This window comes from Cedecea sp. B1(4) (assembly GCF_059414925.1).
Genome location: NZ_JCAHMZ010000006.1, coordinates 366737 through 382965 on the forward strand (window position 1 = coordinate 366737; position 16229 = coordinate 382965).

The following is a 16229-nucleotide window of genomic DNA, read 5'->3' on the forward strand; positions in this document are numbered from 1 at the left end:
CTACCCGTTTACCCCCCGCAATGCTTCACGTATAAAGCCTTGTTTTTTCGCCAGCAGATCGCTTGCCTCTTCGGCTGACAGGCCGCTCAGCAGCATGAAGATCGCCGTCTTACAGTGGCGACGGCAGGCGCTAAGCGCGGCTTCGGCCTGCTCCGGGCTGCATTCGGTCGCCGCCACCACGATATTGACCTGACGCTGGATCAGCTTGGCGTTGGTGGCTTCCACATCCACCATCAGGTTGCCGTAGACTTTGCCGCTGCGAATCATCGACCCGGTGGTGATCATATTCAGGATCAGCTTTTGCGCCGTCCCGGCCTTCATGCGTGAAGAGCCGGTGACGATTTCCGGGCCGACGACTGGTTCAATGGCGATATCCGCCGCCAGGCTCATTTCGCTGCCCGGATTACAGGAGATCGCGGCCACGGTGGCCCCCACGCTTTTTGCATAGGCCATCGCGCCCAGTACGTAAGGCGTGCGCCCGCTGGCGGCAATCCCGACCAGCACGTCGCGCGCGCTGAAGTTCAGGTTACGCAGATCCTGCTCGCCCATTTCACGGTTGTCTTCGGCGTTTTCTACCGCCTGCAGAATGGCCGGATGCCCACCGGCAATCAGCCCGACGACCTGCTCACGCGGCGTGCCGAAAGTTGGCGGGCACTCACTTGCATCCAGGATGCCCAGGCGCCCGGACGTTCCCGCTCCGCTGTAAATCAGCCTGCCGCCCTGGGTGAAAGCCGCCACCACTTTATCGACAACCTGAGCGACCTGCGGCAGCGTGGCTTCCACCGCCAGCGGCACCTGCTTGTCTTCGTTATTGATAACTTTAAGCATCTCTAAGGTGGGCAGCGTGTCGATTTCCGCGCTGGCCGGATTGCGGCCTTCGGTGACCAGTTTGGTTAAGTTAATTTTCATCGGGGCATCCGTTATGTGTGTTCTGTTGTGCATAGTATGGAATATTTTATTCCATGTGCGTGAGCACAATCACGAATATTTTATTCCAAAGAAAAGAGAATAGCAGAATAACTTAGGCGAGAAAGCCGCCCTTGTGGGCGGCAAAAGAGGGAATCAGGCGATACGAGCGAAACCGGCTTCGAGGTCGGCAATCAGTTCTTCAACGTTTTCCAGGCCAATATGGACTCGCACCAGCGTGCCGCTGAAGTCAACTTTGCCTGCCGGACGAATGTCGTTCAGCTCTTCCGGCTGGTTGGCCAGGATCAGTGACTCAAACCCGCCCCAGGAATACGCCATATGGAACAGCGTAAAATTATCCAGGTAATCCGCAAGCTGCTCGTCTGTCAGGCGCTGTTTTAGCACAAAGGAGAACAGGCCGGAGCTGCCGGAAAAGTCGCGTTCAAAGAACGCATGTCCCGGACATTCGGCCAGCGCGGGATGGTTAACCCGTTCCACCAGCGGATGAGCCGACAGCCAGCGGGCAATCGCGAGGCTGCTTTCCTCATGTTGCTTCAACCTCACTCCCAGCGTGCGCAGGCCACGGGCTGCCATATATGCCGTATCGGCATCCAGCGTCTGGCCCATCAGGTACGAGTTTTCACGCAGGCGATCCCAGCAGCGTTCGTTGGCAACCGCCGTCCCCAACATGCCGTCCGAATGGCCGATGGTGTATTTGGTCCCGGCCTGAATCGAGATATCTACACCATAATCCAACGCACGGAATAACACCCCGGCGGCCCAGGTGTTGTCCAGCATGATAACAATTTCCGGGTTAACGGCGCGAATAGACTTAATCATGCCGGGAACGTCCTGAACTTCCATAGTAATCGAGCTCGGAGACTCAAGGAAAACAACGCGGGTATTCGGCTGGATAAGCTCAGCGATCCCGGCGCCAATCAGCGGATCGTAATACGTTGTTGAAACATTGAATTTGCTCAGAATCTTATTGCAGAAATCCTGAGTTGGCTCATAGGCCGCACCGGTCATCAGGATATGATCTCCGCCGCTGACAAAAGCCAAAATCGCATTGGTGACTGCCGCCGCACCGCACGGATAAAGCGAACACCCGGCACCGCCTTCTAACTCCGTCATCGCCTTCTGGAAGGAAAAATGCGTCAGCGTGCCTCTGCGACCATAGAACAGTTCACCGTTTGCCCGGTTGGCAGTGGCAAATTTTTTGTCTTTCACGCTGTCAAATACCAGCGAGGACGCACGCTGGATGACCGCATTTACCGCCCCCTGGGTGTAGCGTTTATCACGCCCGGCGACGATCAGTTGAGTTTCAAGATGACTTTTCTGTTTCATAAAATTCTCCTGTTATTGCCTGATTCATTCCATTCAAAGGGATTAGCCAGCGAGGCTGTTTGCGGCCAGCGGAGCGCTGGTTTCCGGTTCACCACGCTTCTTTCCGGCGAAGCGTTCAACGATTTGTGCCGCATTAAGATCGTGGATCACGTTGATAAGCGTGGCCGGTGCATCGGTAATAGTGCCAAGCACCACCAGCAGCGGGATGGCTTCCATTGGCAGCCCCAGCGTCGTGACAATAAAGATCTCCCCGAGGAACGCGCCGCCCGGCACGCCGCCAACGATAATGGCCGAAAGCACAGCAATCAGCATCGCGAGGAAAAAGGTTTCGCTGGTAAATGGCAGGCCGAGAACCGAATAGATAAAGACAATTTTCAGCGCGGCAATCATCGCCACGCCGCCTTTATTGAGGTTCACCAGCAGCGGAATTGAGACATCGACAATTTCAGGATTGATGCCCATCGCTTTGCCAGCGCGCAGCGTGACCGGCAGTGTACCGAGCGAAGAGCAGGTGCCCAGCGCGGTGGCTGAAGGTTCAATGGCGTGCCGCCAGAACGCTTTCACCGCCGGAAGCCCGCCGCCAATCCACGAGTAGAAAATGGAGCCCAGCACGTAATAGATAAGCGTTGCCGCCATAAATAGCCCGATGGCCCGGGCGAAGGTCATCAGCAACGCGGCATCCTGGCTCGCCATGGTTGCGGCGAAATAACAACCCAGGCCGACAGGTGCCACCTTCATGATAATAGAGACAATTTTCATGATAACGGTGTTGGCGTCCTGCAACAGAGCGGCGATGCGTTTGCCTGCATCCGCCGACTGGCCAATCGCCACACCAGCGATAATCGCGATGACGATCAGCGCCAGAATATTCGACTTGGAGAACAGGCCGACGAAGTCGCTGGTGGTGACCATGCTGACAAAATCCATCTCCCCCGAGCCGCCCTTCACCGAATGGGAAAGATCGATGGTCACGCCCTGAGCCGGGTTGTACCAAAGCGCCAGCAGCACAATGCCTGCGGCGGGAATCAGCGCCATGGCGATGGAAACAATAAAAATAACCACCATGATGCGGCCTAGCCGTTTAAGGTCGGTCATACCGGCAATAGAAGACATCACGCTGACGCCAACCAGCGGCACAATAATCATAAACAACAGGTTGAGGAATATTTGCCCGACGGGCTGTAATTTAATGGCGTAAGTCGGGGCATAAATACCCAGCAAGCCGCCGACAATAAGAGCAAATAAAAGAACAAATGATGATTTGTAGGGTTCGAGGCGTGTCCACATAAAGGATACCTTCTCAATAAAAGTAATAATAACTGGGACGAAAATCACAATTACCAACTGCTGTAATTAAATCCCCGGGCTTTTGTGATGCAAATCACTAATAGTGTATAAAATTCATTTTCTGACTTCTTTATTTACTACAGAGCAATAGTTACACTTTTAAAATTGGATTGGTATGGGGAATTAATACCGTTTCCGCAAATCACTTGTGAATAAAAGGAAAAAATGAGCGCGCCAATTTCACTCAAGCATCTCGAGGTATTCGTCAAAATTATCGATTGCGGCGGGCTGTCTGAAGCGGCGGCGCAGCTCAGCGTGTCGCCTTCGGCGGTGAGCAAGAGCCTGGCGGCGCTGGAGGATTTGCTGGGCACAACGCTTATCAAAAGAACGACACGCAGCATTACGCTGACCGATGCCGGGCAATATTTGTTTAACCGCGCTAATAAATTAATTAAAGAGTTCGACGATACGTTAAATACCACATCAAGCTATTACAACAATCCGCAGGGTGAATTGCGCATCACCTGTTCTATTGCGTTTGGCTACGCCAAGCTGGTCAACCTTGTTGATAAATATCGGGCAAGTTTCCCCGACGTGAATCTTTATATCGACCTCAACGATAACTTTATTAATCTTAATGAATCCGACTTCGATATCGCCCTGCGAATATCCACCTCTCCGCCGCAAAATTACGCCATGCGCAAACTGGCTCCCGTACGCTGGGCTTACTGCGCCACCGCCGACTATCTCAGCAAGAAAGGGATGCCGGGCAAACGCACGGATCTGGTCACGCACGACTGCCTGGTTTACCCTGGGCTAACGCCGCTGATAAAAACTACCGATGAGCAGGAACGGCAGCATCTGCTAAAAATGCGAACACCAATCCAGGCCAACAGCAGCCTGGTGCTGCTTAAATCCGTACTGGAAAATCAGGGCGTTGCCTACCTGCCTACCTACCTGATTGGCGACCATATTCAAAAGGACGAGCTAACTCCGCTGCTGCTGGACGGCATCATCACTTACGAAACCCATGCGCTGTACGCCCTCTACTTCCCGAGCAAATACAGCAACCCGAAGGTTCGGTCGTTTATTGATTTCCTGGTTGAGCAACTTGCGCCGCAGCCCGCGTGGGATAGTTGGATCCCTTAACTATTCCCCTTTAGTTTTTATGTGTTATTATTCGCCCGTTTCCTCAACCAAAGTCACTCAGAGGCCTGATGCTGGAGAATGTCATCATCCGATAATCAGTTTCCCGCCCACCAAAGGACGGACTGATTATCACTGCGCTTAATCCGTATGCGAACACACGCGTTGTGTTGGCACATTTTGCACATGATGATGAAAAGGCTTTTCAGCATGAATTTATCCCGTCAGGAACAACGAACCCTTCACGTTTTAGCGAAAGGAGGGCGCATCGTTCACACTCGCGACAACTCTGGCCGCGTTACCGCTGTTGAATGCTATACCCGGGAAGGGTTGCTGCTTAGCGACTGCACGCTGGCCGTGTTCAAAAAACTCAGAACCAAGAAGCTGATTAAATCCAGCAACGGGCAGCCGTACCGAATCAATACAAGCGGCCTGAACAACGTTCGTGCCCAGTTGGATAACAGGTAATTGGCGTGAGCCTGGATGAAACTGACGTTTTGAAGGGCTAAAACAGATAACGGGCCACACGGCCCGTCGAGACTGATGACAAACCTCATGCGGATAAAAGTCTGCAATCTGTCACCAGAAAAATAAACTGGAAAATCAATTCATTGATTTTCGGCTGCTCGCCACGAAGAAGGCAAAACCACGCTTTTTCCTTCTTTGTCAGCAACGTTAACGGGCCACCTGGCCCGTTATTTCAGTGCTCGAGCTCGGCAGCCCGGGATTCTTCTTCGCAATACTGGTTAAAACGTTCGCAGAACCACGTTTTTTGCTCGCGGCTCATGTTGCCGGTCACGGCCTGGAGATTCACCTGCTGCCCCGAAGCCTGCATATGCGCGAAACTGCGCGCCAGAAAATCAAAATTCTTTACCGCCTGTAGGTCTCTGTTCATCAGCATATCCCTCTGTGCGTTAACTTTTGGGTAAGTCATATGCTTCTGTTTTGAGTATCGACCCGCTGACGATTATTTTTTGAACAATGAATGCGCTTTTGGGATTTCTCCCGGCGATATATCGGCACGCCTCGCAAAACGCGACTTTAGCGCTGCCGAATCGGCCTTATGAGCTGAAGCGCCTCCAGCGTTAACTTTGCGGCAGTAAACCTGTCGCTGCGCACGCCAAGGACCTCCTTTTCCCACAGCGGATTCAGCGGCACGTGGTAGCCCGCGTTCTTGGCCTGCAGCACCAGCTCTGCAAGATCGTCTTTGTTTTCAATAATGCACAAAGGCGCGAAGCGCCCGATTTTATGGGGCAGCGCAAACGTGGCCGGGTAGTTGCTCTCAGGATCGGTAACCGGGTTGGCGCTGTCTGTTGCGTGATGTACCACTTTTTCCCCGTCCCCCACCAGCGCCTGGTTTAGCACGCCAATCATCCGGCGGGCGCGCTCGCTCGTGTTGCCTGTTTCCTCGTCGCTCTTGCGGTAGAAACTCACCGGGTTGTCATAGTCCCCGCGCAGCGCCTGGCGCTCAGGCAGCGTGCGGTAATTTTCCAGCCGCTGGCGAAATACCTGATGGGACACATCCGGCACCTGCAAATTATCCTCAGGCCCTAACTCGCTGACGTGCGGGGCTATGAGCATCAGATCATAATCCGCGGTGAAGGGCCGGGCTTCAGCGTGTGGGGCCAGCACCTGCAGGGGTGCACCGTGATGGGAAATTTGATACCGCGCTTCTCCGCTGCCCGGCAGACGCCGGGCCTCAAACGCATAATGCTCGCCGCCTGGACCGCTGGCCCGGAGATGGCTCACGCCCCCGGCGTTCTCCGGCGATAGCTTGTCGATGAGCCCCTGCTCAAACAGGTCATGCAGGCGGCTTTGGGAAACTTCCAGTGGCACGGCGGCAGCATGCCCTTCGGCAATACAGGCCTGCGTTTGCAGGTTAAACTTCGCGATTCGTTCTGACGAGGCGTTCTCGAGCTTGCTAAACCGCTGCTCCACGCAGATAAACCCCGCCTGCGGCCCCCACGAGGCGCTTTTCCCCTTAATGTGAAAACCTTTGGTCGGATGCCCGGCCTCAATCAGCGCCGTCGCCAGCTTGTCCACCGGGCGAACGCCAATGATGCAATTGTGTTCCGAGGCGACTTTTTGAAGCGGGATAAGGTGCGCAGGCACGATGCCGGTTTTGTCTTTGATTTGCGAGACAAGCTGCGGGAGATCCGTACCTGGCGTTTTACTCGCTACAGGCAGGTGAAGTTCGAGAGGGCGATACGCCGCAGGGGTAGATTCAACTTTCATTTTTACGGCCAGGCTCCCGGCGATAAACAACAAGCCATTGAGGCTGCAACCTGGAAAAGACGGCTGGAGCAGCATCACGCGAAAACATCACCCAGGTGAATGCTCGCGGATTGCCCCGCCGCCTGGTTCCGGTTAAGTCTTGTCTTTCACCGTTTCGGTTCCACCGTTATTTTTCACCGAGGCAATGCCTTTATCCCGGGATTGCTCCGTGGCGTACATCTGGCTGGTGCCAATCACCTGATGATTGCCGGCCTTGAGGTTAAAGTAGAACTTCCCGTTGCTGGCGACCTTCTTGTCGTAGCGCTCCTCCAGCGGGCTGTTGGTGCGCACGGAGGCGATGCCGTTGTCCGCCGAGGCGCGGGTTTTATACAGCTCGCTGGTGAGCACCACTTCGCCATTGCCCGCCTTGAGTACAAATTTAAATTGCCCGTCGCTGCTTTTGCTTAATTCGAACCAACCAGACATGTTAACTCCTTGATTAAAATCATAAACAGTTAATAGATTGGATGAACATCAAAAACAGTATGTACGAAAAACAAACAGATCGCCCACTCCGCCAGCGCATCGGCGGGACAAATGTCCCGGCTGCGATACGGATTTCAGATCCCGCTGGCAGTTTTCACGCTAATCTGTGGGCAACGCGGGACGGGCGTCCTGTCCTTATTTGACGGGAAATTTTATAGTGAACAGCATGAAAAACGAGAGCAGACCCGGCGACTGGCTGAACGTCATTGAACGCGTGACCGGCGACCCGGTGCTGTATGAACTGCTGAAGTATTGTCCGCTGGATATTCTGCGCAGCTGGCAGCTAAAACATTATCCACGCGGCTCGCTGATTTTTCGCCAGGGGGAAATTTGCGATGAATTCCACCTGATTGTTAAAGGGGAAATCGACGTTTTCACCACCGCCGACGACGGGCGAAAATATTCCCAGGCGCGCTATAAAAAAGGCGACATTCTGGGCGAACTGGAAATCTTCGAGCGGCGGCAATACATCTGCTCTGTAGAAGCGGTTAGCGACGCGGCACTTTTAGTGCTGACGCGGGAAGAGTTTATTCGCTGGCTGGGGTTAGACAATTACTTTAATCAAAAAATATTACAGGCCGTGAGCGATCAATATTATCAGCTCTCCAAAAAGGCCGGGGAAGACATTCTTTATTCGTTACATCAGCGTACTTGCCTGGTGCTGTGGCAAAAATACCAGCAGATACAGGGCAGCATCCCGCTTAATAAGCAGCAATTAAGCGAGCAGTTTGCGGTGGCCCCGCGCAGCATTAACCGCATTTTATCTGAACTGCGGGAAGACAATATTATTGCGATTCACGGCGAGCAGATTCAGGTTCTCGATCCTCAGCGCCTGCGCCAGCACGCCGAGCATTAAATAACAGCAGCCAATCCTGAGTCATGCAAAATGGCTCGTTTAACACCAGGTAATTATCATGACCCAACTCCAGCCCCATATCCGGCTCAGCCGGGAGATGACGCACGCCCGTTATGCGCTCCTGCCGGGCGATCCGAAACGCGTGGAACATGTCGCGCAGTTTCTGGACAACGTGGAAGACTTCGGCAGCAACCGGGAATATCGCGCCCTGCGCGGCTGGTTCCGCGGTGTGGAAGTGCTGGTGATGTCCACCGGCATGGGCGGGCCTTCTACCGCCATCGCCGTGGAAGAGTTACGCCAGATTGGTGTCACCAACCTGATCCGCATCGGCAGCTGCGGGGCGATGCAAAATCATATTCGCCTCGGCGACCTGGTGATCGCCACCGCCGCCGTGCGGGACGAAGGCACCAGCCAGATGTACATCGACAAAGGCTACCCGGCCTGCGCGGACATCGGCCTGGTGCACCACCTGACTCAGCAGACCAAACGCCTGGGCTACGCCAGCCACTGCGGCTATGTGCGCAGCCACGACAGCTTCTACACCGAACGCGAAGACGAGATTAACCAGTACTGGTCCGGGAAGGGCATCCTCGCTGCGGATATGGAAACCGCACCGCTGATGGTGGTGGGCGCGCTGCGCGGCCTGCGCATTGCCTCCGTGCTTAACGTCGTGGTGGAGCACAGCGGCAATCTGGAAGAAGGCATTAACAACTACCAGCAGCAGGAACACTCCTGCCAGCAGGGTGAATCCCGCGAGATCTTACTCGCCCTCGAAGCGCTCTACCTTGACAGCCAGGAGCAGTAATCATGGATTTCTTCAGCATTAAGAATGTGATGGTCACCATTCCGCTCGGCGAAGGCGGCTACGCGCTCTCGTGGATCGAGGCCATCGGCACCGTCTTCGGCCTGCTCTGTATCTGGTTCGCCAGCAAAGAGAAAATCATCAACTACCTGTTCGGCCTGATTAACGTCACGCTGTTTGCGGCGATCTTCTTCCAGATCCAGCTTTACGCCAGCCTGCTGCTGCAGGTGTTCTTCTTCGCCGCCAACCTGTACGGCTGGTACGCGTGGAGCCGCCAGAACGAGGCCAACGAGGCCGCGCTGAAGATCCGCTGGCTGCCGCGCAGCAAGGCGTTCACGCTGGCGGCGGTTTGCCTGGTCGCCATCGCCCTGATGACCTTCTTTATCGACCCGGTGTTCGCTGTGCTAACTCACATTGCGGTAGGCATTATGCAGAGCCTTGGCGTGGCGGTTGAGATGCCGCAGCTGCAGACGGACGCCTTCCCGCTGTGGGATTCCGCGATGCTGATCCTGTCAATTGCCGCAATGGTGCTGATGACGCGTAAATACGTCGAGAACTGGCTGCTTTGGGTGGTTATCGACGTGATTAGCGTGGTGATTTACGCCATTCAGGGCGTGTATGCCATGTCGCTGGAGTACATCCTGCTGACGGCGATTGCGGTGATGGGATCTATGGCGTGGATCAAGAGCGCCCGAATGACTGGCTCCCGGCCACTCGCTTAAATCGTTTTATTGACTTCAAGGGCCGCTTAGCGGCCCTTTTGCTATTCGGATATATCTCATTTATCAAGCCACATGAAAATTAAGGGATTTTTAACAATCTCGAGATTTTCAGCGACCGCCACCAACCCGCTCAGCGTATTCATCTACACTTTATTTAGGGCGCAGCAGCGACATAATTTTTAACGATCGTTAGCAGGTCGTTTTCACTCTCTAATTTTACCGTCTTTTCCGTTTCTATTTTCATTCAGGCCTCTCCCTTTAATCGCTCAAGACCACAGGATAACCTCATGAAAATATTATTTTTAAAAATCTTCACGCTGAATTTCAACCCACAACTTTACCTATCAGAGCAATCAAACAACTCGCAAAACAGTTTGTTATAACCAGCTTACTGCCGCGCATAAGCCGCAGCACAAAATTTTGCGACATCTGTTGCTTTGCACCTTCTAATAAAAGTACGGGGTTAAACGATGAATAAGTTAAAAACACTAAAACTGACGCTGTGTATTACCGCCCTCGCCTGCACCGGGCTGGCGCAGGCCGCCACTGTCGCCATGAACACCGTCGACGCCAACGGCACGTCCACCCCGGCGGGCACCATTGAATACCACGCCACCCAGTACGGCGTGGTCTTTACGCCAAACCTGAAAGGCCTGCCGCCGGGGATTCACGGCTTCCACGTGCACACTAATCCGAACTGCGGCCCGGGCATGCAGGACGGCAAAATGGTGGCTGGCCTGGCGGCTGGCGGCCACTTAGATCCGGCCCACACCGGCAAGCATGAAGGCCCGTGGGGCAACGGCCACCTCGGCGACCTGCCTGCGCTTTACGTCGACAGCGACGGCACCGCGACTTACCCGGTGCTGGCCCCTCGCCTGCGCATGTCTGACTTAAAAGGCCACTCGCTGATGATCCACGCCGGCGGCGACAACCACTCTGACCACCCGGCAATGCTCGGCGGCGGCGGCGCGCGTATGGTTTGCGGAGTCACGTCATGAGCAAGCGTGTCTTAACGGCGGTGTATTTCACGCTGATGATGGGCGGGCTTCCGGCCCTGGTGAACGCGGCGGATATCTCCATCGACGCGCCAAAAGGTGAGCACCTGCAAACCGAGCTTTATGCCCGCGGGGTGCAAATCTACCGCTGCGCGGCGGCGGACGCCGAGGCCAAAACCGGGAACTGGGTATTCCAGGCCCCGGAAGCTGACCTGTTCAGCGACAAAGGCCTGAAGCACCTCGTCGGCAAACACTTTGACGGCCCGCACTGGCAGGCGACGGACGGCAGCGTGGTGGCCGGAGCGCTAAGCGCCACTCGCCCGTCGAAAGATAAAGGCTCGATTCCGTGGCTGCTGCTGACCGGCACCTCAGAGAACCAGCCTGGCCTGTTCGCCAACGTGAGCAGCATCCAGCGCGTGGACACTCGCGGCGGCGTAACCGGCCCCACGGTTTGCGACCCGGCGACCTTTGGCGCAACGCTGAAAGTGCCTTATACGGCGACTTATAAGTTCTATACGAAGTAGCAGCATAAAGCCCTGGCCTTACTGCCAGGGCTTTATGCTGCTGGGATCAATTCAGAGAGTAAGCACTAATTCGGGTGCTGAATACTTATTCCGTCGGAAGCGTTCTCCGTGACAGAAAACTCTGCGGTGACCAGATGAGAGGAAGAATTATCAGATTTTACATCGTAAGCGACTGAGTATTTTTTGCCGGGAGAGAAGGTAAAACCAAAGGCTGGCAGACAGTCTCCCTTCGCGACATAAACTGGAGCATCATCGAAAGTCTTGTACTGCACGTTCCCATGCCCTTCGTTAATTTGCACGGCCGTTATGCGCTCGTCGCTGCCAAGCGGAGACACCACGCAAACAATATTACCTTTGGCCACGACTTCTGCAGGCTGACGCGGCACCATTCTGTCGCCCGGACCAGGACACCCGGCCAGCAAGAGCACGGCAGCGGCTAACAAACATTTTCTCATAGAGTTGTTCTCACCTTCCCTGTGACTATTTTGCGATACAGCACCGGAACTTCACGGCTACTGTCTGTACCTCTGTATTTCCCCATTCGCCCAGGCCTTTGGTAGTAGGACCACACGTCTATACCATAAACCAATAACAGCCAGTAATCCGCTAAAATGGAGGCCTGCTGCTCCAGGGAATAATCTGTTAGCGCCTCTTTATCTAATTTATAGGTATATTCAGCCGCCCAGCTAAAAGCCCCCCTTAGCCTTACCCATTGCCCGTGTTGATGTTGCCACACATGGCCCAGCTCATGGATAAAAACATATTTATCTTCAAGAAAGACGCTGCCAGATGAGAAATCATCTTTATACATCGTCTTGCGGTACCACAATTCTCCGTTTGGCGTCATCGCGTAGTTTTGTTTCTGCAGGCCGAACGGGAGATAGCTGTCGCAATGAATCCATACTCGGCTGTAAGAAATTGAATCGCCGAAAACCCGGCGAGCCATTGCAATTTCGCCCAATGTCATTCTTCTGAGGCTGCCCTCTTCCGCCTGTGCGCTCATTCCTTTTCCTTAAGGTTTGCTTTTCCACAGCATAAAACCAACGCTCAATATAATCTATGTCCCGATTTCTTATTTTTCGATAGTCAGAATTTGGCGCTTAGAAATTTATGGGATAAAAAAATGTTATGTAGCCGGTGGTTCCAAAAAGTTGTGGCCGTTGGGCAGTGACCTCTGTCTAATGGAGACCACTTTATTCGCCAGGACAAACCAAGATGAAAATCCTCAAAAGCGGCATCCGCGACGTGATTGCCGACGACGACGTCACCGTTGTGGAGCCGGTTAACCTCTACGAATGCACGCTACAGAGCGGCGTATTCGTAGGGCCATTTGTTGAGATCCAGCGCCACTGCGTGATCGGTTCCGGCACTCGTATCCAGTCCCACTCGTTCCTGTGCGAAAACGTCACCACCGGCAAAAACTGCTTTATCGGCCACGGCGTTACCTTCGCCAACGACCTGTTCCGCAGCGGCAGGCCAGACCCCAACCCGGAGAACTGGATAGCCATCACCCTCGGCGATAACGTCACCATAGGCAGCGGCAGCACCATTCTGACGGAGCATATTTGCAGCGGCGCGGTGATTGGCGCAGGCAGCGTGGTGACGAAAGATATTCTGGTGGCCGGGGTTTATGTTGGGAGCCCGGCGCGATTAGTGCGGGAATTTTAACGGCTGCCGTTAGCCGTAAAGCTGATAACCGGCATAATCGCGATGCCATCGGAATAGAACAAGTCTGAGTTGGTAAACGAATACACACGGCCGGTGAGCGTGACATTAACATGGCTGCCATAACCCGTAACCTTCGCATTGCTCACTTCTGAGACCAGAAACGGGGCACGACTCTTCAGATGCTCCATTGGATCGCCCGATAGATTGCCGTCCAGATAATAGCGGTAGACCTCCGAAACCGTAGCCCCACCGCCTTTGTAGCGGGTGATATATAAAAACGTAGTATCGGTGACTTTTTGACGGGAGAAAAACACATCATCCGGTGGGGCATTGAAATAATACTGATATGCCGCATAACCCCCCACAAGCAATAACAGCACAGCCGTTAACGTACAGTGCAGGCTCTTAATAACCGTGTTGTTTGGCATAATCTATTCCCTGTTTAATCCAGAATTGATCGTGTGGGTCGTCTCCATACGGGAATGAACCATACCATGCTCCCCATTGTGGTTGCGATACCACGGTTCTCTTTTGTGAGAATTTTGCTACCACTAACGAAATTGACAACAGGGTAAAGAAAATAGATAACAAATTGTGTTAATACTCAACTAACAGGTGGGAGTAATACTTCGGCCTGACTTATAAGTTCTTCAATAAGAGTTAGTGGTACTTCTTCTTCAAAACAGCTCAGATAAAAAGTTGAAGTAGCATCAGAGTAAAATACCTCCGCTACTTGCTGGTTCATCCCTACCTTACTTTTGTTAACTTCAAGAAACATGCCATCCCGCACAATATCACTGCCACGAACAAACGAATATTCAACACCATCAAAAACCATAGATTAACCTTAGTTTTAATAAAAAATTACGCTTCAAATATTTAAACAATCATTATTTTCTGTCACTACTCTTTACAGTAACAAGCTAATAAAAAACCAGTCTATAAAAGATAGCTATCAGGAAGATTTAGTTTTTATGATGGAAAATATTTGCTCTTTTTCTGTACTAGAAAGTTTCATCCAGCTAAGCGTCAATTCCGCCAGATCATCATCAACCATATAGAAGTATGCCAACGGCACTTCCAGAGCATTAGCAAGCTGTTGAGCAACATCAATGCTGGCCTGATGAACGCCCTTCTCATAACGGTTGATACGAGTGCTCGCGACAAACTCATCGATCCCGGCAAGAATGCCGAGACTTTTTTGTGATAGGCCTTTAGCCAGGCGCGCAGCTTTCAGTCGCTGGCAGAAAACGTCGAGATAATTAATTGAAGTATTCATAGCTACGATAGTCGTAGCTTTCGTACTTAACTACTACTACGAGTAACGTAGTTCATTACAAATCTGAGGCTATGCGCGGGTCTATTGCCCAAGGCCAAAATAAACTCTTTTTATTTTTGAGATGTGGATCGACCAAAAGCAAGGATCAGCTCTGCAAGTTGATCGTTATCGGCATAAAAATAGGCCAGTGGCACATTTAATACCATAGCCAGATGTTGGGCAGTCTGAACATCAACCTCATGGATTCCACGCTCATACCGATTGATACGTGCACTTGCTGCAAACTCATCTATACCCGCCAACATACCGAGCTTTTTCTGCGATAGGCCACTAGCAAGGCGTGATGCCCTGAGCCTTTTGCAGAATATTTCACGGTAATTTGGAGTGTTTCGCATAACTACGATATTCGTAGTTTTTGTTTAGACACGATACTACGAATAACGTAGCATTGGTTTGTAGCACATCCACTTACAGGTAACAGTCAGGAGGGAATCATGACTAAAGGTTGGCATCCGGCAGATATCATCGCCGGTTTACGCAAGAAAGGAACATCATTGGCAGCACTTTCACGAGAATGTGGATTGGCTTCTTCAACGCTGGCAAATGCATTAACGCGCCCGTGGCCAAAAGGTGAGTTTTTGATAGCTAAGGCGCTTGAGGTTCATCCAAGTGAGATATGGCCTGAGCGGTATGTTGGGGAGGATGGGGAGATTGTTGATCGGGAGAGATCTATTCGCGGTAATCGTGAATTAATGCTTTCGTCTCAGTGATTGCTTGGTAGTAAAATTTTTAGGACAAGCCGCTTATATGTATGTGGCTTGTTTCTCTGATGCGAAGGCCGGACTCGCACATGATAATTAATCCTTTGATTTTAAAACAATTTAAAATAATATTTAGTTAATGTACCAACATCGATACCAACACATTAAGTCGTTGATTTTGGGACTCGAATCGGGGCACGAGTTACCTCGAAGATGCTCACAACTGAGCATATCTCTGGCGCTATGCATCAACTATAGCTACCTGTGGCGAAGACAACATCAATCCCCCCATCATCTCGAAGCCAGCATTCCCGGATAATGTTTAGCAATGATGTCATTCATTCGCTCAATCAACTCCAGACGCTTGAAGACCAAGTGCGCAGTGCCTTTTTGATAGTAACGAATGCTGAAGAACTCATCTTCGTAAACGTCCTTAGTCGAATTGTCCCGAATATGCTCCATCAATCGGGTAGAGATATCACCCCGGTTGTCAGGGATGGGTTTGCCATCCAGCAGAAACAGCATTCTCTCCAGATCCGCCAGTTGATCCCGTCGCCAACCCCAGTTAAGGCTAAAGCCCCAGCGGTTATGCGTCACCAGATTGTTGATGATGATCTTCTTACCGAAGCTGCAGGGACTGTTGGTTTTGTAATCCCACGACAGGCCTTTGAAGACGTTAATGATCCCGCGCTCAAAGACTTCCATTTTGTTCAGATGTAACTGTTCAAAAGTACTAAGGATATTCGCCTCGCTGATAGCAGGAAGATCGCCCTCCTCCAGGTTCTTATGCCACTGGTCGCGAGCCTGAGCATCCATTAAGGCCATCATGCCGGACTTCAGCATCAAATCGCGCCAGATACTGCGATCTATATTGCAGGTGACGGCAGGCATTGCTTTATCAACCTTTTCAGTCAGCCAGCTATCGTAGCGGTGCCCGGACTTCATAGCCCAGTCTTGCGCTGTACCACCGCCAATTTCTGAGGTCAGCCGTGAAATGGCATCAAGCTGCTGAATGAGTTGTTCGATCCGTTTTAGTGCGGTATCGCGGCCCGTAACAATACGCTCGATACAGGTCGAAAGAATGAGTTCATTGTGTTCCGTCAACACGTCGGGTTCTGTTTGCATCGTTAATCGTCCATAAAAGCAAACACGCCTACCGGGAATGGCAGGCGCATT

At 52.4% G+C, this 16229-nt stretch carries 22 protein-coding genes; 9 read left to right on the forward strand and 13 right to left on the reverse strand.

The genetic code is table 11. The annotated features are described in order from the left end of the window. From murQ to ACR6JA_RS14385, 3 genes are all read right to left on the reverse strand, one after another. Positions 1 to 909 (reverse strand): N-acetylmuramic acid 6-phosphate etherase, encoded by a 909-nt coding sequence (gene murQ, locus ACR6JA_RS14375; protein WP_494493743.1) that lies wholly within the window; start codon positions 907 to 909, stop codon positions 1 to 3. Positions 910 to 1062: 153 nt separating this feature from the next. Further along, positions 1063 to 2253, reverse strand: a complete 1191-nt coding sequence (gene metC / locus ACR6JA_RS14380) for a cystathionine beta-lyase (RefSeq protein WP_494493744.1) — start codon at positions 2251 to 2253, stop codon at positions 1063 to 1065. A 42-nt stretch (positions 2254 to 2295) separates the two neighbouring features. Next, positions 2296 to 3540 (reverse strand): dicarboxylate/amino acid:cation symporter, encoded by a 1245-nt coding sequence (locus ACR6JA_RS14385; RefSeq protein WP_213715513.1) that lies wholly within the window; start codon positions 3538 to 3540, stop codon positions 2296 to 2298. Between the two features lie 225 nt (positions 3541 to 3765). On the opposite strand from ACR6JA_RS14385, the gene ACR6JA_RS14390 reads away from it, so the two are divergent. Further along, positions 3766 to 4689: a LysR family transcriptional regulator gene (locus ACR6JA_RS14390; RefSeq protein ID WP_494493745.1), complete on the forward strand. Its 924-nt coding sequence runs from the start codon at positions 3766 to 3768 to the stop codon at positions 4687 to 4689. Between the two features lie 207 nt (positions 4690 to 4896). Beyond that, positions 4897 to 5154: a YjhX family toxin gene (locus ACR6JA_RS14395; protein ID WP_213715511.1), complete on the forward strand. Its 258-nt coding sequence runs from the start codon at positions 4897 to 4899 to the stop codon at positions 5152 to 5154. Positions 5155 to 5386: 232 nt separating this feature from the next. Here the strand turns inward: ACR6JA_RS14395 and ACR6JA_RS14400 are convergent, their stop codons facing one another. The 3 genes from ACR6JA_RS14400 to ACR6JA_RS14410 form a co-directional block, all read right to left on the reverse strand. After that, a complete protein-coding gene (locus tag ACR6JA_RS14400; protein WP_197061699.1) occupies positions 5387 to 5587 on the reverse strand; it encodes a glycogen synthesis protein GlgS in 201 nt (66 codons plus the stop codon). Between the two features lie 140 nt (positions 5588 to 5727). After that, on the reverse strand, positions 5728 to 6921 hold the full coding sequence (locus ACR6JA_RS14405; RefSeq protein ID WP_494493746.1) for an anthrax toxin-like adenylyl cyclase domain-containing protein: 1194 nt from the start codon (positions 6919 to 6921) through the stop codon (positions 5728 to 5730). A gap of 132 nt (positions 6922 to 7053) precedes the next feature. Continuing rightward, on the reverse strand, positions 7054 to 7386 hold the full coding sequence (locus ACR6JA_RS14410; RefSeq protein ID WP_008460852.1) for a YegP family protein: 333 nt from the start codon (positions 7384 to 7386) through the stop codon (positions 7054 to 7056). A 217-nt stretch (positions 7387 to 7603) separates the two neighbouring features. On the opposite strand from ACR6JA_RS14410, the gene ACR6JA_RS14415 reads away from it, so the two are divergent. The 5 genes from ACR6JA_RS14415 to ACR6JA_RS14435 all read left to right on the forward strand — a co-directional run bounded on the left by ACR6JA_RS14415 (position 7604) and on the right by ACR6JA_RS14435 (position 11345). Next, complete coding sequence (locus tag ACR6JA_RS14415; protein WP_434082325.1) at positions 7604 to 8302, forward strand: Crp/Fnr family transcriptional regulator; 699 nt, start codon at positions 7604 to 7606, stop codon at positions 8300 to 8302. 58 nt (positions 8303 to 8360) lie between these two features. Beyond that, entirely contained in the window at positions 8361 to 9107 is a 747-nt protein-coding gene (locus ACR6JA_RS14420) for a nucleoside phosphorylase (RefSeq protein WP_213715509.1), read from the forward strand. Between the two features lie 2 nt (positions 9108 to 9109). After that, positions 9110 to 9826: a nicotinamide riboside transporter PnuC gene (pnuC, locus tag ACR6JA_RS14425; RefSeq protein ID WP_494493747.1), complete on the forward strand. Its 717-nt coding sequence runs from the start codon at positions 9110 to 9112 to the stop codon at positions 9824 to 9826. 470 nt (positions 9827 to 10296) lie between these two features. After that, the gene (sodC, locus tag ACR6JA_RS14430) at positions 10297 to 10824 is read left to right on the forward strand and encodes a superoxide dismutase family protein (protein WP_213715507.1); all 528 of its coding nucleotides are present in this window, start codon (positions 10297 to 10299) and stop codon (positions 10822 to 10824) included. Continuing rightward, the gene (locus tag ACR6JA_RS14435) at positions 10821 to 11345 is read left to right on the forward strand and encodes a DUF3455 domain-containing protein (RefSeq protein ID WP_494493748.1); all 525 of its coding nucleotides are present in this window, start codon (positions 10821 to 10823) and stop codon (positions 11343 to 11345) included. The genes sodC and ACR6JA_RS14435 overlap by 4 nt, the downstream gene beginning before the upstream one ends. 65 nt (positions 11346 to 11410) lie before the next feature. Here ACR6JA_RS14435 and ACR6JA_RS14440 read toward each other — a convergent pair whose 3' ends face one another. Then, complete coding sequence (locus ACR6JA_RS14440) at positions 11411 to 11800, reverse strand: putative T6SS immunity periplasmic lipoprotein (protein ID WP_336818850.1); 390 nt, start codon at positions 11798 to 11800, stop codon at positions 11411 to 11413. Then, entirely contained in the window at positions 11797 to 12348 is a 552-nt protein-coding gene (locus ACR6JA_RS14445) for a type IV secretion protein Rhs (RefSeq protein ID WP_336982954.1), read from the reverse strand. The genes ACR6JA_RS14440 and ACR6JA_RS14445 overlap by 4 nt, the downstream gene beginning before the upstream one ends. 212 nt (positions 12349 to 12560) lie before the next feature. On the opposite strand from ACR6JA_RS14445, the gene ACR6JA_RS14450 reads away from it, so the two are divergent. Continuing rightward, positions 12561 to 13013 carry an acyltransferase gene (locus ACR6JA_RS14450; protein WP_494493749.1) on the forward strand — a complete coding sequence of 151 codons (453 nt, stop codon included), beginning with the start codon at positions 12561 to 12563 and terminating at the stop codon, positions 13011 to 13013. On the opposite strand, the gene ACR6JA_RS14455 is transcribed toward ACR6JA_RS14450, so the two are convergent. From ACR6JA_RS14455 to ACR6JA_RS14470, 4 genes are all read right to left on the reverse strand, one after another. Next, positions 13010 to 13441 (reverse strand): hypothetical protein, encoded by a 432-nt coding sequence (locus tag ACR6JA_RS14455; RefSeq protein ID WP_213715502.1) that lies wholly within the window; start codon positions 13439 to 13441, stop codon positions 13010 to 13012. The genes ACR6JA_RS14450 and ACR6JA_RS14455 overlap by 4 nt on opposite strands. 176 nt (positions 13442 to 13617) lie before the next feature. Then, positions 13618 to 13851, reverse strand: coding sequence for a hypothetical protein (locus ACR6JA_RS14460; protein ID WP_494493750.1), 234 nt, complete (start codon positions 13849 to 13851; stop codon positions 13618 to 13620). A gap of 117 nt (positions 13852 to 13968) precedes the next feature. After that, positions 13969 to 14292, reverse strand: a complete 324-nt coding sequence (locus ACR6JA_RS14465; RefSeq protein WP_494493751.1) for a helix-turn-helix domain-containing protein — start codon at positions 14290 to 14292, stop codon at positions 13969 to 13971. Positions 14293 to 14402: 110 nt separating this feature from the next. Next, positions 14403 to 14687 carry a helix-turn-helix domain-containing protein gene (locus ACR6JA_RS14470; protein ID WP_494493752.1) on the reverse strand — a complete coding sequence of 95 codons (285 nt, stop codon included), beginning with the start codon at positions 14685 to 14687 and terminating at the stop codon, positions 14403 to 14405. Between the two features lie 99 nt (positions 14688 to 14786). On the opposite strand from ACR6JA_RS14470, the gene ACR6JA_RS14475 reads away from it, so the two are divergent. Continuing rightward, on the forward strand, positions 14787 to 15062 hold the full coding sequence (locus tag ACR6JA_RS14475; protein ID WP_494493753.1) for a helix-turn-helix domain-containing protein: 276 nt from the start codon (positions 14787 to 14789) through the stop codon (positions 15060 to 15062). A 282-nt stretch (positions 15063 to 15344) separates the two neighbouring features. On the opposite strand, the gene ACR6JA_RS14480 is transcribed toward ACR6JA_RS14475, so the two are convergent. After that, positions 15345 to 16178 carry a DUF4942 domain-containing protein gene (locus tag ACR6JA_RS14480; protein WP_494493754.1) on the reverse strand — a complete coding sequence of 278 codons (834 nt, stop codon included), beginning with the start codon at positions 16176 to 16178 and terminating at the stop codon, positions 15345 to 15347. Positions 16179 to 16229: the final 51 nt, after the last annotated feature.

Excerpts from the sequence above, each read along its gene's own strand:
- ACR6JA_RS14450 (WP_494493749.1), top strand. The coding sequence starts at position 12,561 with ATGAAAATCCTCAAAAGCGGCATCCGCGACGTGATTGCCGACGACGAC.
- ACR6JA_RS14455 (WP_213715502.1), bottom strand. The coding sequence starts at position 13,441 with ATGCCAAACAACACGGTTATTAAGAGCCTGCACTGTACGTTAACGGCT.
- ACR6JA_RS14465 (WP_494493751.1), bottom strand. The coding sequence starts at position 14,292 with ATGAATACTTCAATTAATTATCTCGACGTTTTCTGCCAGCGACTGAAA.
- ACR6JA_RS14390 (WP_494493745.1), top strand. The coding sequence starts at position 3,766 with ATGAGCGCGCCAATTTCACTCAAGCATCTCGAGGTATTCGTCAAAATT.
- ACR6JA_RS14445 (WP_336982954.1), bottom strand. The coding sequence starts at position 12,348 with ATGAGCGCACAGGCGGAAGAGGGCAGCCTCAGAAGAATGACATTGGGC.
- ACR6JA_RS14410 (WP_008460852.1), bottom strand. The coding sequence starts at position 7,386 with ATGTCTGGTTGGTTCGAATTAAGCAAAAGCAGCGACGGGCAATTTAAA.
- ACR6JA_RS14440 (WP_336818850.1), bottom strand. The coding sequence starts at position 11,800 with ATGAGAAAATGTTTGTTAGCCGCTGCCGTGCTCTTGCTGGCCGGGTGT.
- ACR6JA_RS14470 (WP_494493752.1), bottom strand. The coding sequence starts at position 14,687 with ATGCGAAACACTCCAAATTACCGTGAAATATTCTGCAAAAGGCTCAGG.
- sodC (WP_213715507.1), top strand. The coding sequence starts at position 10,297 with ATGAATAAGTTAAAAACACTAAAACTGACGCTGTGTATTACCGCCCTC.
- ACR6JA_RS14400 (WP_197061699.1), bottom strand. The coding sequence starts at position 5,587 with ATGCTGATGAACAGAGACCTACAGGCGGTAAAGAATTTTGATTTTCTG.
- ACR6JA_RS14475 (WP_494493753.1), top strand. The coding sequence starts at position 14,787 with ATGACTAAAGGTTGGCATCCGGCAGATATCATCGCCGGTTTACGCAAG.
- pnuC (WP_494493747.1), top strand. The coding sequence starts at position 9,110 with ATGGATTTCTTCAGCATTAAGAATGTGATGGTCACCATTCCGCTCGGC.
- ACR6JA_RS14480 (WP_494493754.1), bottom strand. The coding sequence starts at position 16,178 with ATGCAAACAGAACCCGACGTGTTGACGGAACACAATGAACTCATTCTT.
- ACR6JA_RS14395 (WP_213715511.1), top strand. The coding sequence starts at position 4,897 with ATGAATTTATCCCGTCAGGAACAACGAACCCTTCACGTTTTAGCGAAA.
- ACR6JA_RS14460 (WP_494493750.1), bottom strand. The coding sequence starts at position 13,851 with ATGGTTTTTGATGGTGTTGAATATTCGTTTGTTCGTGGCAGTGATATT.
- metC (WP_494493744.1), bottom strand. The coding sequence starts at position 2,253 with ATGAAACAGAAAAGTCATCTTGAAACTCAACTGATCGTCGCCGGGCGT.
- ACR6JA_RS14405 (WP_494493746.1), bottom strand. The coding sequence starts at position 6,921 with ATGAAAGTTGAATCTACCCCTGCGGCGTATCGCCCTCTCGAACTTCAC.
- murQ (WP_494493743.1), bottom strand. The coding sequence starts at position 909 with ATGAAAATTAACTTAACCAAACTGGTCACCGAAGGCCGCAATCCGGCC.
- ACR6JA_RS14420 (WP_213715509.1), top strand. The coding sequence starts at position 8,361 with ATGACCCAACTCCAGCCCCATATCCGGCTCAGCCGGGAGATGACGCAC.
- ACR6JA_RS14385 (WP_213715513.1), bottom strand. The coding sequence starts at position 3,540 with ATGTGGACACGCCTCGAACCCTACAAATCATCATTTGTTCTTTTATTT.
- ACR6JA_RS14435 (WP_494493748.1), top strand. The coding sequence starts at position 10,821 with ATGAGCAAGCGTGTCTTAACGGCGGTGTATTTCACGCTGATGATGGGC.